Raw genomic sequence first — 14694 nt, forward strand, 5'->3', positions numbered from 1 at the left:
GGCGGCGGGGCTACGGTGAGGGCATGGAACAGCGCATCACCCTGATCACGCTGGGAGTCTCCGATCTCGCCCGTTCCAAGGCCTTCTACGAGGCCCTGGGCTGGCGCGGGCAGGAGGTCGAGGAGACCGTGTTCTTCCAGACGGGCGGTCTGGGACTGGTGCTCTGGGGCCGCGACAAGCTGGCGCGGGACTGCGGTCTGGAGCCCGGGGCGGCGGGCGGGTTCGGCGGGATCGTCCTCGCGCACAACGTGCGGTCCGACGCGGAGGTGGACGAGATCCTCGCGGCGGTGGAACGGGCCGGCGGCACCGTCACCAAGCCGGCCGCCGTCAACGCGATCGGTTTCTACTCCAGCGCCTTCACCGACCCGGACGGACACGCCTGGGAGGTCGCCCACAACCCCGGCTTCCCCCTCGCCGAGGACGGCACGATCACGCTCCCCGACTTCGGCGCGGCATAGGCGGCCCCTGGCCCTACGGGGCGAGGCCGGGCTAACGTCCGTTCATGGCAGCCCTTCCCGACCTCGCGTTCGACCCGTGGGACCCCGCGTTCGTCGCCGACCCGTACCCCGCCTACGCCGAGCTGCGGGAACGCGGGCGGGTGCACTGGTTCGAGCCGACGAACCAGTGGCTCGTCCCGCACCACGCCGACGTCTCGGCACTGCTGCGCGACCGGCGCCTGGGACGGACGTACCAGCACCGCTTCACCCACGAGGAGTTCGGCCGCACACCGCCCCCGCCGGAGCACGAGCCGTTCCACACCCTCAACGACCACGGCATGCTCGACCTCGAACCGCCGGACCACACCCGCATCCGCCGCCTGGTGTCGAAGGCGTTCACTCCCCGCACGGTGGAGCGCCTCGAGCCGTACGTCCGGCGGCTGGCGGAGGACCTGGTGTCCGCGCTGGTCGAGGCGGGCGGCGGAGATCTGCTCAAGGACGTCGCCGAACCGCTGCCGGTCGCGGTGATCGCGGAGATGCTGGGCATCCCGGAGGCGGACCGGGCGCCGCTGCGCCCCTGGTCGGCGGACATCTGCGGGATGTACGAGCTGAACCCGCCGGAGGAGACGGCGGCGAAGGCGGTCCGGGCGTCGGTCGAGTTCTCCGACTACCTGCGCGAGCTGATCGCCGAGCGCCGCAAGAACCCGGGCGACGACCTGATCTCGGGCCTGATCGCCGCCCACGACGAGGACGACGACCGGCTCACCGAGCAGGAGATGATCTCCACCTGCGTGCTGCTGCTGAACGCGGGCCACGAGGCGACGGTGAACTCCACGGTCAACGGCTGGTGGGCGCTGTTCCGCCACCCCGACCAGCTGGCCGCCCTGCGCGCGGACCACTCGCTCGTCCCGTCCGCCGTGGAGGAGCTGATGCGTTACGACACCCCGCTCCAGCTCTTCGAGCGCTGGGTGCTCGACGAGATCGAGATCGACGGCCGGGTGATCCCGAGGGGCGCGGAGATCGCGATGCTGTTCGGCTCCGCCAACCACGACCCGGCGGTCTTCACCGACCCGTCCCGCCTGGACCTGACCCGCACCGCCAACCCGCACATCTCCTTCAGCGCCGGCATCCACTACTGCATCGGCGCCCCGCTGGCCCGCATCGAACTGGCGGCCTCGATGACGGCCCTGCTGGAGAAGGCCCCGACGCTGCGCCTCGCGACGGAGCCCCAGCGGAAGCCGAACTTCGTGATCAGGGGGCTGGAAGGGCTGGCCGTGGAGGTGGGCTGATCACCCGTTCGACTGATCACCTGCCGATTCCCGGCGATGGCCATGGACGGCCCGACAAGCTGGTGTCCGCCTGCGGAGGGAGGCACCATGACGTTTATGGCAGAACGCGCGTCATCCCGGTTGTCGGTGGACATGTTCGAGCGGATCGCCGAGTTCGCCGAGCGTGAGGACGAGACCGTCAGGTTCGAGTTCATCAACGGACGGATCGGGCTCAGGAAAGTGACCAACGGCAATCATGGCGCGATCATCATGTGGCTGGTCCGTCAGTGCATGCAGGCCAGGCCCGAACTCGATCTCAGCCCCGTGCAGGGGCTGAAGGTGGAGTCCTACCGCAAGGGCCGGGCCCGGCCGGACGCGGTACTCGCCCCTGTCGCCCACTTCGCCGGGCAGGGGGACTGGGCAGATCCCAAGGGCGTGCTGATGACGGTGGAGGTCACCTCCTTCGACTCGGACACGCACGATCGCGACCGGGTGGAGAAGCCCCAGGCCTACGCCGAAGCCGGGATCCCCGTCTACCTGCTGATCGACCGCGACCGCCGTGCGGTCCTCGTGCACAGCGACCCGGACCCGGTCGTCGGCTACCGGAACGTCCAGAAGCGTCAGTTGGGCGCGAAGGTCGTGCTTCCGGACCCCATCGGCATCGAGTTCGACACCGAGGAGCTCAAGCAGTACATGGACTGACGGGGCCCGGCGCGTCGTCAGCCCCTTCCTACTTCGTCTCCAGGTCCCGGCGGCGGAAGCCCTCCAGGCCCAGCCAGACCAGTCCCGCCGCGACGAGGGTCAGGAGCAGCATCGGGGTCCAGGACATGCCCGCCGCGGGCAGCCTCGGGACGTGGCCGAAGGGGGAGAGGTTGTTCATCCAGTCCGGGAACTGGAGGAGCTGGCCGAGGTAGCCGATGACGAAGGCGTACACCGGCACGATCCAGGCCGCCGCGCTCGCGCGCGGGAACCAGCCGAAGAGGACCACGGAGACACCGACGGTCACCCACAGGGCGGGGGCGTAGGCCAGAGCCGCGCCGACCAGCTTCGGGAACAGTGCGCCGTCGCCGGCCGAGGCCGCGCCCGAGATGCCGAAGCCGAGCCCGGCGAGGAGCAGGACGAGCGTGCCGCCGCCCATCGCCACGGCCAGGTGGCCGGCGACCCAGCGGGTGCGGGAGAGGCCGGTGGACAGCAGGGGCTCCGCGCGGCCCGCGGTCTCCTCCGCGCGTGGCCGCAGCGCGGCCATCACCACGTACACCGCCGCGACCACCGTGATGACCACCATGACCATCGAGGCGAACGACTCGGCGACGCTGGCGCCGCCGATGCGGTCCAGGGCCTCCTGGATCTGGTCGATGTCCTTCAGCATGTCCTCGGCGTCCCCGAGGATCGAGCCGTACATCGCGCCCATCACGAACAGGCCGACGCCGAAGCCGATCAGCGTGCCGCGGTGCAGCCGCAGCGCGAAGCCGAGCGGCGTGCCCAGCGCCTCGGAGGCGACCGGGCGGCCCAGCTTCTGCGGGCGCAGGCCCGCGCCCACGTCCCGCCGGGTGGAGAGGACGAAGCCCGTCGCGGCGCAGGCCACCGCGAGCGCGGCGCACAGCAGCAGCGGCCACCAGCGGTTGTCGACGAAGACGTACGTGCGCTGCACCCAGCCGATCGGGGACAGCCAGGACAGGGCGCCGCTGGAGCCGCTGTCGCCGGCGGCGCGCAGCACGAACGCCACGCCGATGACCGCGAGGGCCATCCCGCTCGCGCCGCGCGTGTGCGCGGTGACCTGCACGGTGATCGCGGCGACGGCCGCGAAGACGATGCCGGCGGCCGCGTGGGTGAGGCCGTACAGCAGCGACCCGGTGGTGTCGACGCCCTCCAGGCCCATGCCGGACAGCCCGAAGGCCAGGAGCAGGGCGAGGACCAGGTTGGCGAGGACCGCGACCGACAGGGCGGCGGCGAGGTGGGCGTGGCGGCCCACGACCGTGGAGCGCACCAGTTCGGCGCGGCCGGTCTCCTCCTCGGCGCGGGTGTGCCGAGTGATGATCAGTACGCTCATCAGCCCGACGAGGACGGCCATGAAACCGATCATCTGGTGGCCCAGCATGGAGCCGAAGTCGTAGTCGTCGAGGTAGTGGCGTGGGCCCGACATGGCGAGGCCGGCCGGACTGTCCATCGTCCTGACGACGTTGGCGCGGTCCTCGGGGTCGGCGTAGAGGGTCTTGTAGCTGTTCGCCGTCGAGAGCGTGCCGAGGAACAGCGCCAGGATCCACACGGGGAGCCGGATCCGGTCCCTGCGCAGGGCGAAGCGCATCAGGGTGCCGGTCCCGGCCAGGGTGTTGCCGACGGTGGCGGGGGCGGTGGGCGCGGGGGCCTTGGCGGTGGTGGCGGCGGTCATTTCACTGCTCCGTCGCCGTTGCCGGAGTGGCCGTTGGCGGTCAGCTCGTCGCCGTAGTGGCGGAGCATCAGCTCCTCCAGGGTCGGCGGGTGGCTGACCAGGCTGCGGATGCCGAACTCGGTGAGCTTGCGGACCGCGCCGTCGACCTGGGCGCCGTCGACCGCGAAGTGGACGCGGCCGTCGACGGTCCGCAGGTCGTGGATGCCGGGCAGCGCGTCCAGGCCGGTGGCCGGACGCTCGGTCTCGGCCTCGATCGTCGTACGCGTCAGATGCCGCATCTCGGCGAGCGTGCCGGACTGCACGATCCGCCCGAGCCGGATGATGCTCACCCGGTCGGCGAGCTTCTCCACCTGGGCCAGGATGTGGCTGGAGAGCAGCACGGTCTTTCCCGCGGCCTTGGCCTCGACGATGACGTCCTGGAAGACGACCTCCATCAGCGGGTCCAGGCCCGCGGTCGGCTCGTCGAGGAGCAGCAGTTCGGCGTCGGAGGCGAGCGCGGCGACGATGGCGACCTTCTGCCGGTTGCCCTTGGAGTAGGCCCGGCCCTTCTTGGTCGGGTCCAGGTCGAAGCGCTCGATGAGATCGGCGCGGCGCCGCTTGTTGATGCCTCCGCGCAACCGCGCGAGCAGGTCGATGGCCTCACCGCCGGTGAGACCGGGCCACAGCTCGACGTCGCCGGGGACGTAGGCGAGTCGGCGGTGCAGCTCGACCGCGTCCGCCCACGGATCGCGGCCGAGCACCTGGGCGGCGCCCGAGTCGGCGCGCAGCAGGCCGAGCAGGACGCGGATGGTGGTGGACTTGCCGGCGCCGTTGGGCCCGAGGAAGCCGTGGACCTCGCCGGACTCGACGCCCAGGTCGAGACCGTCGAGTGCGTGGGTCCGGCCGAACGACTTGTGCAGTCCGGACACGGTGATGGCCTTCGTCATGCTTCGGAACGTACGCTTCCTTCAGAAATTTGTGAAGTTAAGGAAGCGTATAAACCTCGGGCTAGACTGATCGACGGCGGTTGAGCAGGGGAGATGATCGGATCATGGCGGAACGGAGCGGGGCGGTCCGGGACCCGGAGGCGGTCTCGCGGTTCGTGGAGCACTTCGCGGCACAGCTGGTGGAGGCCGGTCTCCAGCGGATGCCCGCCCGTGTCTTCGCCGCCCTCCTCGCCTCCGACACGGGCGTCCTGACCTCCGCCGAACTGGGCGCACAGCTCAAGATCTCACCGGCCGCGGTCTCCGGCGCGGTGCGCTACCTGGCACAGCAGCACATGGTCTCCCGCGAACGCGAGCCCGGCTCCCGCCGGGAGCGGTACCGGGTCCACGGCGACCAGTGGTACGAGGCCCTCACCAACCGGGAGGCCGTCATCAAGCGCTGGGAGGACGCCCTCCGCGAGGGCGTCACCAGCCTCGGCCCCGACACCCCGGCGGGGCGGCGCCTCGCGGAGACGCTGGCCTTCTTCGAGTTCGTGGAGAAGGAGGTCGAGGCGATGATGGAGCGCTGGCGGGCATATCGGGACGAGCGGTTCGGGCGGGACTGAGACGCGGTCGCCCTACCGCGCCGGCACCGTGAGCCCCCACGCCGCCTCCCGCACCATCCAGGTCCGGGTCCGCACCGGGCCCGACACCGACGCGTCCGCCCGGTAGCGGAAGTGGGCGCCCGACACGGTCACCGTACGGGCCTGTGCCAGCAGCGGGGACGCCTCCGCCCCCACCGAAGCCGGGCGCACCTCCACCCGGGCCGTGCCGGAGGCACCGGGGCCGATCGAGACGGCCTCCACCGGCTGCCGCAGATCGACGAGCGTCTCCCCGTCGACCTCCACCCGCAGCCGCGTCGGCCCCGCACCGGGTGCGGCGACGGTCCTGGCCGGCCGGGCGGGCGCCAGGGTGCGCACGAGGGAGCGGCAGGTCCGCAGCCAGGGCCGGCCGGACCCGTCGGGGGCCTCCCGCACCGGTGCCGTACCGCCGAGCGGCGGTATCCGCAGCGTGTCCAGGACCACGCCGTCGCTGTCGTCCACCAGGAGGTCCATGCGACGTTCGGCGCCGTCGAGGACGGCCCGCGCCGCCGCCACCGCCCCCGTCGGTACGCCCAGCGACCGGGCGAGGGACATCGCACCCCCCACCGGCACCAGCGACACCGTGCAGTCGGCCAGTTCCCGCCGGCGGTGCAGCAGCGACACCGCCCGCACCAGGGCCCGGTCGTCGCCGACCACCACCGGCCGCCTCGACCCGCGCCGCGCAAGCGCCCGCGCGAACTCCTCCGGACCGTCCGGCAGACACACCTTCGTACCCGCCGCACCCGCGCTGAGCACGTCTTTCGCGATCCGCACGGACTCGCCGTCGGCGCGACGGGCGACCGGATCGATGACCACCAGGAGCTGATCGGACGTCGCGAAAGTCGCCACCTCGGCCATGCCTCGCTTCCTCGGGTAGCATCTTTGTGCAAGAGCCCCTTGCGCTATTGCGCCAGGGGCTTCGTCTATTCCGGGGCATCCGGTCCGACGGTTGGCGGCCAACGGTGGTCGCGGTGCACGCGGCGGAGATTCTCCGTGTGCGCCCCTGACCTTGGACATGCCCCGCCCGGAAGGGGTGTACGCGCGTGCCCGCACTTGTGCTGCTCGGTGCTCAGTGGGGTGACGAAGGCAAGGGAAAGGCGACGGACCTGCTAGGCGGATCCGTCGACTATGTGGTGCGCTACCAGGGCGGCAACAACGCCGGCCACACGGTAGTCGTGGGCGACCAGAAGTACGCCCTCCACCTGCTCCCTTCCGGAATCCTGTCCCCCGGCTGCACGCCGGTCATCGGCAACGGCGTCGTCGTCGACCCGTCGGTCCTGCTCTCCGAGCTGAGCGGTCTGAACGAGCGTGGCGTCGACACGTCCAAGCTCCTGATCAGCGGAAACGCCCACATCATCACGCCGTACAACGTGACGGTGGACAAGGTGACCGAGCGTTTCCTCGGCAAGCGCAAGATCGGGACCACGGGCCGGGGCATCGGCCCGACCTACGCCGACAAGATCAACCGTGTCGGCATCCGCGTCCAGGACCTGTACGACGAGTCGATCCTCACCCAGAAGGTGGAGGCGGCGCTCGACGTCAAGAACCAGATGCTCACCAAGCTCTACAACCGGCGCGCGATCGCCGTGGAGCAGGTCGTCGAGGAGCTGCTGGGCTACGCGGACAAGCTCGCCCCGTACGTCGCCGACACGGTGCTGGTGCTCAACGAGGCGCTGGAGCAGGACAAGGTGGTCCTCTTCGAGGGCGGCCAGGGCACGCTGCTCGACATCGACCACGGCACGTACCCCTTCGTCACCTCCTCCAATCCGACCGCCGGCGGCGCCTGCACCGGCGCCGGCGTGGGCCCGACGAAGATCAGCCGGGTCATCGGCATCCTCAAGGCGTACACGACCCGCGTCGGCGCCGGCCCGTTCCCGACCGAGCTGTTCGACGAGGACGGCGAGGCGCTGCGCCGCATCGGCGGCGAGCGGGGTGTCACCACCGGCCGTGACCGCCGCTGCGGCTGGTTCGACGCGGTGATCGCCCGCTACGCCACCCGCGTCAACGGCCTCACCGACTTCTTCCTGACCAAGCTCGACGTCCTCACCGGCTGGGAGCAGATCCCGGTCTGCGTGGCGTACGAGATCGACGGCAAGCGCGTCGAGGAGCTGCCGTACTCGCAGACGGACTTCCACCACGCGAAGCCGGTCTACGAGATGCTGCCGGGCTGGAGCGAGGACATCAGCAAGGCGAAGTCCTTCTCCGACCTGCCGAAGAACGCCCAGGCGTACGTCAAGGCGCTGGAGGAGATGTCCGGCGCCCCGATCTCCGCGATCGGCGTGGGCCCCGGCCGCGACGAGACGATCGAGATCAACTCGTTCCTGTAGCCCGGCGGGCCGCCGCTCACCGGTGCCCCGCGCGGGCGCCGGTGGGCGGGCATAGCCTGGGTGTGTACCACCGCGTGCGTCGACCAGAAGAAGGTGAGTGCGATGCGCGTGCTGCTGAAGGCCACCCTGGACACGGAGAAGTCGAACGAGGCCATTCGCAGCGGGAAGTTGCCCGAGCTGCTGAAGGAGATCATGGACCGGCTCCACCCGGAGGCCGCGTACTTCGGTCCCGTCGGAGGACGGCGGACCTGCATGCTCTTCGTCGAGTTGCAGGACAGCTCGCAGATCCCGCCCACCGGTGAGCCGTTCTTCGCCGAACTGAACGCCGAGGTCGAGATGACCCCGGTCATGAACGCGGACGACCTGCAGAAGGGCCTCGCCCAGCTGCGCTGACCCGCACCGGGCTCAGCTGAAGACGATCATCGACCCCTGCGCCAGACTCCTCGTCGCCGCCGCGTGCAGGCCCAGCCAGACATGCCGTTCGCGGGCGAAGGGGCTGGGGTCGTACGGGGCGGGGACGGCCGGCTCCTCCAGCTCCGTCGGGCCGCGCGGGGGCTCCGGCGCGGCCGGGGGGTTCGCCGCGTCGATGCCGATGGCCGGGGCGACCAGCTCCAGCTCCCGCAGCAGCGCGTGCGAGGAGCCCAAGGGGCCGCCGCCCGCGAGGAGTTCGTCGTTGGAGAGGGGGTGCGGGAAGTCGACGGGGACGTAGGCGCCCGCGTGGTCGTAGTGCCAGACCAGATGGGACTGCTGGGCGGTCGTCTCGAACATCTCCAGCAACTGCTCGTAGTCACCGCCCAGTTCGTCGACCGGTGTGACCGGCAGCCCGCACACCTGGAGCAGATGCGCCCGCCGCAGGAAGTGCAGCGCGTCGTAGTCGAAACCCGCGACGGGGGCCACGTCGCCGGTCAGTCCCGGCATGTACTGGTACACCGGCACCGGTGGCAGCCCGGCCTCGGCCAGCACCGCGTTGTACTGCGCGAGTTCCTCGGCGAACGGGTTGTCGGGCGTGTGGCACAACACGTCGACGAGCGGTACCAGCCACAGGTCACAGGCCAAAGAGGGCTCCTCACACAGCACGGTCGTCGGGACGGTCGTCGTGGTCAGGGAAGCGTATCGGCGCCCGGCGCGGGCGGCTTCCCCTGTGCAGGTCCCTTACCCAGAGCACCGGCCGTCAGCCCCTCGACGAGGGTGAGCGAGTGCGCGTTGTACGACTCGACGAGCGCGCGGGCCGATTCGGTGTCACGGCGCGACAACGCGTCGACGAGATCGGTGTGTTCGGACCACAGCCGGCCCCGCAGGTCGGGCAGCCGCCGCAGATGCTGCACCACGCACACCCAGGTCTGGACGCGCAGCCGGTGCAGGAAGTCGGTGAGATACGGGTTGCCGAACACGGCCCCGAGTTCGCGCCAGAAGCGCAGGTCGTAGCCGATCAGCACGGTGACCTCGCCGGCGAGGGCGGCCCGCTGGGCCTCCTCGCCGCGTCTGCGCACCCCGGCGAGGGCCGCGGCGACCCTGGGGTCGTCCGGCTGGAGATGGACCATGTGGCCCTCGTTCAGCGCCTGGAACATGCCGTCGGTCACCAGCGTGCGGGCCTCGATCATGCCCCGGAAGTCGTCGGCGGAGTACTGGTGCACCCGGAATCCCCGGTGCTGGTCGGCGTCGAGCAGTCCCTGCGCGGACAGGTCGACCAGCGCCTCCCGGACGGGGGTCGCGGACACCCCGTACTGGTCGGCGATCTCCTTGACGGTGAACTCCTGCCCCGGCTGGAGCCGCCCGGCCAGCACCTCGTCACGGAGCGCGTCCGCGATCTGCTGGCGCAGGGTGCTGCGGGTCACGGCGCCGCTGCCGCTGATGCCGGGCATGGTCGGGGCGTCTCCCTGATCGCGTTCGAGTGACGTGCACGCGGATGTCTGTGAGCACGCCACCTTACGCGGTCGGGCGGGACGCGGGGTGTTCGAAACGGGTGCGCGGCGGACCCCCCACCGCGCGCCCGTTCCGGCCCGGTCGCTCCGTTACCGCCGACCGTTTACCGTACGTAGCCGTCCGCCACCGTCAGTGCCGCGTCCAGCGCCGCCAGCCCCTCCTTCAGCTCCGCCTCGCTCGCGTTGCAGGGCGGGACCACGTGCGTGCGGTTCATGTTCACGAAGGGCCAGACCCCGGCCTCCTTCGCGGCGGCGGCGAAGGCGGCCATCGGGGCGTTCGCCTCACCGGCCGCGTTGTACGGCACCAGCGGCTCCCGGGTCTCCCGGTCGCGCACCAGCTCCAGCGCCCAGAACATGCCGGTCCCGCGGACCTCGCCCACGCTGGGGTGCCGCTCCGCCAGCTCCCGCAGGCCGGGGCCGACGACGGACGCGCCGAGTGCCGCCGCGTTCTCGACGACGCCCTCCTCCGCCATCACGTTGATCGTCGCGACGGCGGCGGCGCAGGCCAGGGGGTGCCCCGAGTAGGTCAGCCCGCCCGGGTACGGCCGCTTCCCGAACGTCTCGGCGATCGCCCCGGAGATGGCGACACCGCCCAGCGGGACGTACCCGGAGTTCACGCCCTTGGCGAAGGTCATCAGGTCCGGGACGACGTCGTACAGGTCGGCCGCGAACCACGTCCCGGTCCGGCCGAACCCGGCCATGACCTCGTCGAGGACGAAGACGATGCCGTACTTGTCGCACAGCTCGCGGACACCGGCGAGGTAGCCGGCCGGGGGCGGCATGATGCCCGCCGTCCCCGGGATCGTCTCCAGGACGATCGCGGCGACGGTCGACGGCCCCTCGAAGGCGATCGTCGTCTCCAGGTGCTCGAGCGCCCGCGCGCACTCCTGCTCCTCGGTCTCGGCGTAGAAGCGCGAGCGGTACAGGAACGGCGCCCAGAAGTGCACGACCCCCGCCGTGCCGCTGTCGGAGGCCCAGCGGCGCGGGTCGCCGGTCATGTTCACGGCCTGCTGGGTGCCGCCGTGGTACGAGCGGTACGCGGAGAGCACCTTGGGGCGTCCGGTGTGCAGGCGCGCCATGCGGACGGCGTGCTCGACGGCGTCGGCGCCGCCGTTGGTGAAGAAGATCTTGTCCAGGTCGCCCGGGGTCCGTTCGGCGATCAGCCGGGCCGCCTCCGAGCGCGCCTCGACGGCGAACGCGGGTGCGAACGTCGTCATCCGAGCCGCCTGCTCCTGGATCGCGGCGACGACCTTCGGGTGCTGGTAGCCGATGTTCGTGTAGACGAGCCCGCTGGTGAAGTCGAGGTAGCGCCGGCCGTCGTAGTCCCAGAAGTAGGACCCCTCCGCCCCGGCGACGGCGAGCGGGTCGATGAGCTCCTGGGCGGACCAGGAGTGGAACACATGCGCACGGTCGGCGGCCTTGACGGCGGCCCCGACCTCGGGGTTGGGCTGAGGGGTCATGCCGCCGAGGGTAGGCCCGGGCGGCGCGTCCGCGACATCGGCGGCCTGTCTGCGGTCGGGGACTTTCCGCGACAGGGTGTCCATGGCTACAATTGACAGGAGGCTGTCGTAATGACAAGATGCTGTCATCTGTTGGCGTACTCACCAGGGAGCGGTCATGACCCGCAAGCCCGTGCACCTCGCCCTCTATGACACCTTCGCCGACTGGGAGACCGGTCACGCCACCGCGCATCTCGCACGCGCCGGCTACGAGCTGCGTACCGTCACCCCGGCCGGGGAGCCCGTCACGAGCGTCGGTGGACTGCGCGTCCTGTCCGACCTCGCCCTCGACGAGCTGCGGCCCGAGGACAGCTCCCTGCTGATCCTCCCGGGCGCCGACCTCTGGGACGAGGGCGACGACCTCGCCCCCTTCGCCCGCACGGCCCGCGCCTTCCTCGACGCCGGCGTGCCCGTCGCCGCGATCTGCGGCGCCACCGCCGGGCTCGCCCGGGAGGGGCTGCTCGACGAGCGGGCGCACACCAGCGCCGTCTCCTTCTACCTCGCCGCGACCGGCTACGCGGGCGGCGACCGGTACGTCGAGACCGACGCGGTCACCGACGGCGGTCTCGTCACCGCCGGGCCGACCGAGCCCGTCGCCTTCGCCCGCGAGATCTTCCGGCTGCTCGGCGTCCACGACGACACGGTGAACGACGCCTGGTACCGGCTGTTCCACGACTCGGACCCCGAGGCGTACGCCGAGTACACGAAGGCCACGGCCTCGTGAGCCGTGAGGATCAGGACCTGCTCAGCCGGGGCGCGCTCGGCACCTTCCGGCTGAACGGCCAGTTCCTCGCGGTCGCCGAGGAGCTGGCCAAGCCCGCCGGGCTCACCGCCGCCTGGTGGCAGGTGCTCGGCGCGGTCCTCGGTGAACCGCTGCCCGTCTCCGGGATCGCCAGGGCCATGGGCATCACCCGGCAGAGCGTGCAGCGCATCGCCGATCTGCTGGTGGAGCGCGGACTCGCCGAGTACCGGCCCAACCCCGCCCACCGCCGCGCCAAACTCCTCGCCCCCACCGAGGAGGGCCGCGCGGCGATCAGCCGCGTCGACCCCGGCCACGCGGCCTTCGCCGAGCGACTGGCGCGGGCGTACGGGAAGGCGTACGGCGAGGGGGAACTCGCCCACGCCGTACGCGCGCTGGAACGCCTGTCCGCGGTGCTGGACGAGCTCGGCCCGCCTGTTACGGAACCGTAGAGGTCGCCCAGCTCACCGGGTACCTGCCCCGCACTATCCTCGGGATGTTGCTCATTGGGGGGAGGCGGCGCGGCGATGGACAAGCTCGGGCCCGGGGAACCACGGCACATCGGCGCGTACCGGCTGCTGGCGCGGCTCGGGGCCGGTGGCATGGGACAGGTCTATCTCGCCCGCTCCGAGCGGGGGCGCACCGTCGCCGTGAAACTGGTGCGCCGGGAGCTGGCGCAGCGGGAGGAGTTCCGGGCGCGCTTCCGCCAGGAGGTGCGCGCCGCGCGGCAGGTCGGCGGCGACTGGACGGCGCCGGTCCTGGACGCGGACACCGAGGCGCCGGTGCCGTGGGTCGCCACCGGGTACGTGGCCGGGCCGAGCCTCCAGCAGGTGGTCGGGCACGATCACGGGGCGCTGCCCGAGCGGTCGGTGCGCATCCTCGCCGCCGGTCTCGCGAACGCGCTGAAGGACATCCACGCGGCCGGGATCATCCACCGCGACCTCAAGCCGTCCAACGTGCTCGTCACCATCGACGGCCCGCGGGTCATCGACTTCGGCATCGCGCGGGCGCTGGAGACGGTGACCGACGGCGGGCTCACCCGCACCGGGGCGCTGGTCGGCTCGCCCGGCTTCATGGCGCCCGAGCAGGTGCGCGGCGACCGCATCACACCGGCCTGCGACGTGTTCTGCCTCGGCTCGGTGCTGGCCTACGCCGCGACCGGCACGCTCCCGTTCGGCACCGCCAACAGCGGTGTGCACGCCCTGATGTTCCGCATCGCCCAGGAGGAACCCGACCTGGAGCGGGTGCCCGAGGGGCTCGCCGACCTCGTACGCGACTGCCTGAGGAAGGACCCGGCGGCGCGGCCCACGCTGGACGAGGTGCTGGAGCGCACGGGCGCGGAGGACACCGTCGTCGGCGGCCGCTCCCGCGACCCGTGGCTGCCGAGCGCCCTGGTCGCCCAGCTCGGCCGCCACGCGGTCCGCCTCCTCGACACGGAGGACCCGGAAACACCGTCACCCCCCGCCCCGGCGGGTCCACCCCCGTCCACCTGGCCCCCGGTCCCACCGGGGCCGGCGGGCAACTCCGGCACACCGGTTGCGGGGCAGCAGCCGCCGCCCGGTGCGGCGGCGCCGGGCGCACCCGCGCAGGGGCAGGCCGCCGGACTGCCGGCGCCGGGAGCCCTCGCGCAGGGGTGGCCTGGCGAGGCACTTGGTCCCGGCGCACCGGCGGCCGGACAGTCGGCGCCGTCCGAGGCGCACCCCGGTGCTGGGTACCGGATGCCGCCCGGCGCGGCGGGCCCTGGCGCACCCGCGCAGGGGCAGGCTGGCGAGGCGGCCGGTCAGGTGGCGTCGGGCGCCCCCGCGCAAGGGCTACCTGGCGAGGTGCCTGGTTCCGGCGCACCGGCGGCCGGACAGCCGGCATCGTCCGAGGCGTACCCCGGCGCGCCCGCCGCCGGGTACCGGGTGCCGCCCGGTTCGGTGGTGCCGGGCGACGCTGCGGAGGGGCGGCCTGGCGAGGCGGCCGGTTCCGGCGCACCGGCGGCCGGACAGCCGGTGCCGGGCGCCCCTGCGCAGGGGTGGCCTGGTGAGGTACCTGGTCCCGGCGCACCGGCGGCCGGACAGTCGGCGCCGTCCGAGGCGCAGCCCGGTGCTGGGTACCGGATGCCGCCCGGCGCGGCGGGCCCTGGCGCACCCGCGCGGGGGCAGGCCAGCGAGGCGGCCGGTCAGGTGGCGTCGTCCGAGGCGCAGCCCGGATCGCCCGCCGTCGGGCGGTCCGTGGCGCCCGGGGCGGCGTATCCCGACGGTGGGTATCCGATGGCGCCCGGGTCGGCGCATGGTGTTGGGCAGCCGGGTGGGGACGCGGTGACCGCCGGTACCCCGGAGCACGCCCGTGCCGCCGACGACTCCGCCGTGCCGCGGGCCCCCGGCACACCCGTGCCGCCCCCGCCCGGGCAGCCGGGTGCCGACCACCTCCCCACCCTGGTGGCCGGTCAGGGCGCCCCCGTCCCGCCCCCGGCGCCGGGCCCGTACGGGCACCCCCAGCCGCCCGCGTACGGCTACCCCTACGCCGGCGGCCAGACTCCGCCCTACGGGCCACCGCCGTTCGCCCCGGCGCCCGAGCCGCGCCGG

General features: G+C 72.4%; 14 protein-coding genes and 1 pseudogene. 9 read left to right on the forward strand and 6 right to left on the reverse strand.

The window, feature by feature from the left end; genetic code table 11:
• The first annotated feature begins 23 nt into the window (after window positions 1–23).
• From ACZ470_RS11855 to ACZ470_RS11865, 3 genes are all read left to right on the forward strand, one after another.
• Entirely contained in the window at window positions 24–458 is a 435-nt protein-coding gene (locus ACZ470_RS11855) for a VOC family protein (RefSeq protein ID WP_468426727.1), read from the forward strand.
• 44 nt (window positions 459–502) lie between these two features.
• Entirely contained in the window at window positions 503–1726 is a 1224-nt protein-coding gene (locus ACZ470_RS11860) for a cytochrome P450 (RefSeq protein ID WP_468426728.1), read from the forward strand.
• An 87-nt stretch (window positions 1727–1813) separates the two neighbouring features.
• A complete protein-coding gene (locus ACZ470_RS11865; RefSeq protein ID WP_468426729.1) occupies window positions 1814–2407 on the forward strand; it encodes a Uma2 family endonuclease in 594 nt (197 codons plus the stop codon).
• Window positions 2408–2435: 28 nt separating this feature from the next.
• On the opposite strand, the gene ACZ470_RS11870 is transcribed toward ACZ470_RS11865, so the two are convergent.
• The gene (locus ACZ470_RS11870; RefSeq protein ID WP_468426730.1) at window positions 2436–4094 is read right to left on the reverse strand and encodes an ABC transporter permease; all 1659 of its coding nucleotides are present in this window, start codon (window positions 4092–4094) and stop codon (window positions 2436–2438) included.
• The gene (locus tag ACZ470_RS11875) at window positions 4091–5020 is read right to left on the reverse strand and encodes an ABC transporter ATP-binding protein (RefSeq protein ID WP_468426731.1); all 930 of its coding nucleotides are present in this window, start codon (window positions 5018–5020) and stop codon (window positions 4091–4093) included. Before ACZ470_RS11875 ends, ACZ470_RS11870 begins: the two co-directional genes overlap by 4 nt.
• A 104-nt stretch (window positions 5021–5124) precedes the next feature.
• Here ACZ470_RS11875 and ACZ470_RS11880 point away from each other — a divergent pair, with 104 nt between their 5' ends.
• Complete coding sequence (locus ACZ470_RS11880) at window positions 5125–5622, forward strand: GbsR/MarR family transcriptional regulator (protein WP_468426732.1); 498 nt, start codon at window positions 5125–5127, stop codon at window positions 5620–5622.
• Window positions 5623–5634: 12 nt separating this feature from the next.
• On the opposite strand, the gene ACZ470_RS11885 is transcribed toward ACZ470_RS11880, so the two are convergent.
• A complete protein-coding gene (locus ACZ470_RS11885; protein WP_468426733.1) occupies window positions 5635–6495 on the reverse strand; it encodes a diacylglycerol kinase family protein in 861 nt (286 codons plus the stop codon).
• A 185-nt stretch (window positions 6496–6680) separates the two neighbouring features.
• On the opposite strand from ACZ470_RS11885, the gene ACZ470_RS11890 reads away from it, so the two are divergent.
• Both ACZ470_RS11890 and ACZ470_RS11895 read left to right on the forward strand, forming a co-directional pair.
• Window positions 6681–7964, forward strand: coding sequence for an adenylosuccinate synthase (locus ACZ470_RS11890; protein WP_468426734.1), 1284 nt, complete (start codon window positions 6681–6683; stop codon window positions 7962–7964).
• A 102-nt stretch (window positions 7965–8066) separates the two neighbouring features.
• Entirely contained in the window at window positions 8067–8357 is a 291-nt protein-coding gene (locus tag ACZ470_RS11895) for a hypothetical protein (protein WP_468426735.1), read from the forward strand.
• A gap of 12 nt (window positions 8358–8369) precedes the next feature.
• Here the strand turns inward: ACZ470_RS11895 and ACZ470_RS11900 are convergent, their stop codons facing one another.
• The 3 genes from ACZ470_RS11900 to ACZ470_RS11910 all read right to left on the reverse strand — a co-directional run bounded on the left by ACZ470_RS11900 (window position 8370) and on the right by ACZ470_RS11910 (window position 11346).
• Window positions 8370–9020 (reverse strand): hypothetical protein, encoded by a 651-nt coding sequence (locus tag ACZ470_RS11900; protein ID WP_468426736.1) that lies wholly within the window; start codon window positions 9018–9020, stop codon window positions 8370–8372.
• 44 nt (window positions 9021–9064) lie between these two features.
• Entirely contained in the window at window positions 9065–9826 is a 762-nt protein-coding gene (locus ACZ470_RS11905) for a GntR family transcriptional regulator (protein ID WP_468426737.1), read from the reverse strand.
• Window positions 9827–9990: 164 nt separating this feature from the next.
• Window positions 9991–11346 carry an aminotransferase class III-fold pyridoxal phosphate-dependent enzyme gene (locus ACZ470_RS11910; RefSeq protein ID WP_468426738.1) on the reverse strand — a complete coding sequence of 452 codons (1356 nt, stop codon included), beginning with the start codon at window positions 11344–11346 and terminating at the stop codon, window positions 9991–9993.
• A 157-nt stretch (window positions 11347–11503) separates the two neighbouring features.
• On the opposite strand from ACZ470_RS11910, the gene ACZ470_RS11915 reads away from it, so the two are divergent.
• The 3 genes and pseudogenes from ACZ470_RS11915 to ACZ470_RS11925 form a co-directional block, all read left to right on the forward strand.
• Window positions 11504–12109: a type 1 glutamine amidotransferase family protein gene (locus ACZ470_RS11915; protein ID WP_468426739.1), complete on the forward strand. Its 606-nt coding sequence runs from the start codon at window positions 11504–11506 to the stop codon at window positions 12107–12109.
• Window positions 12106–12576 (forward strand): MarR family winged helix-turn-helix transcriptional regulator, encoded by a 471-nt coding sequence (locus tag ACZ470_RS11920; RefSeq protein ID WP_468426740.1) that lies wholly within the window; start codon window positions 12106–12108, stop codon window positions 12574–12576. The genes ACZ470_RS11915 and ACZ470_RS11920 overlap by 4 nt, the downstream gene beginning before the upstream one ends.
• A gap of 75 nt (window positions 12577–12651) precedes the next feature.
• Window positions 12652–14034, forward strand: a pseudogene (locus tag ACZ470_RS11925) (serine/threonine-protein kinase); the annotation flags it as partial.
• Window positions 14035–14694 lie beyond the last annotated feature (660 nt).

Source organism: Streptomyces sp. NPDC031111 (genome assembly GCF_055570675.1).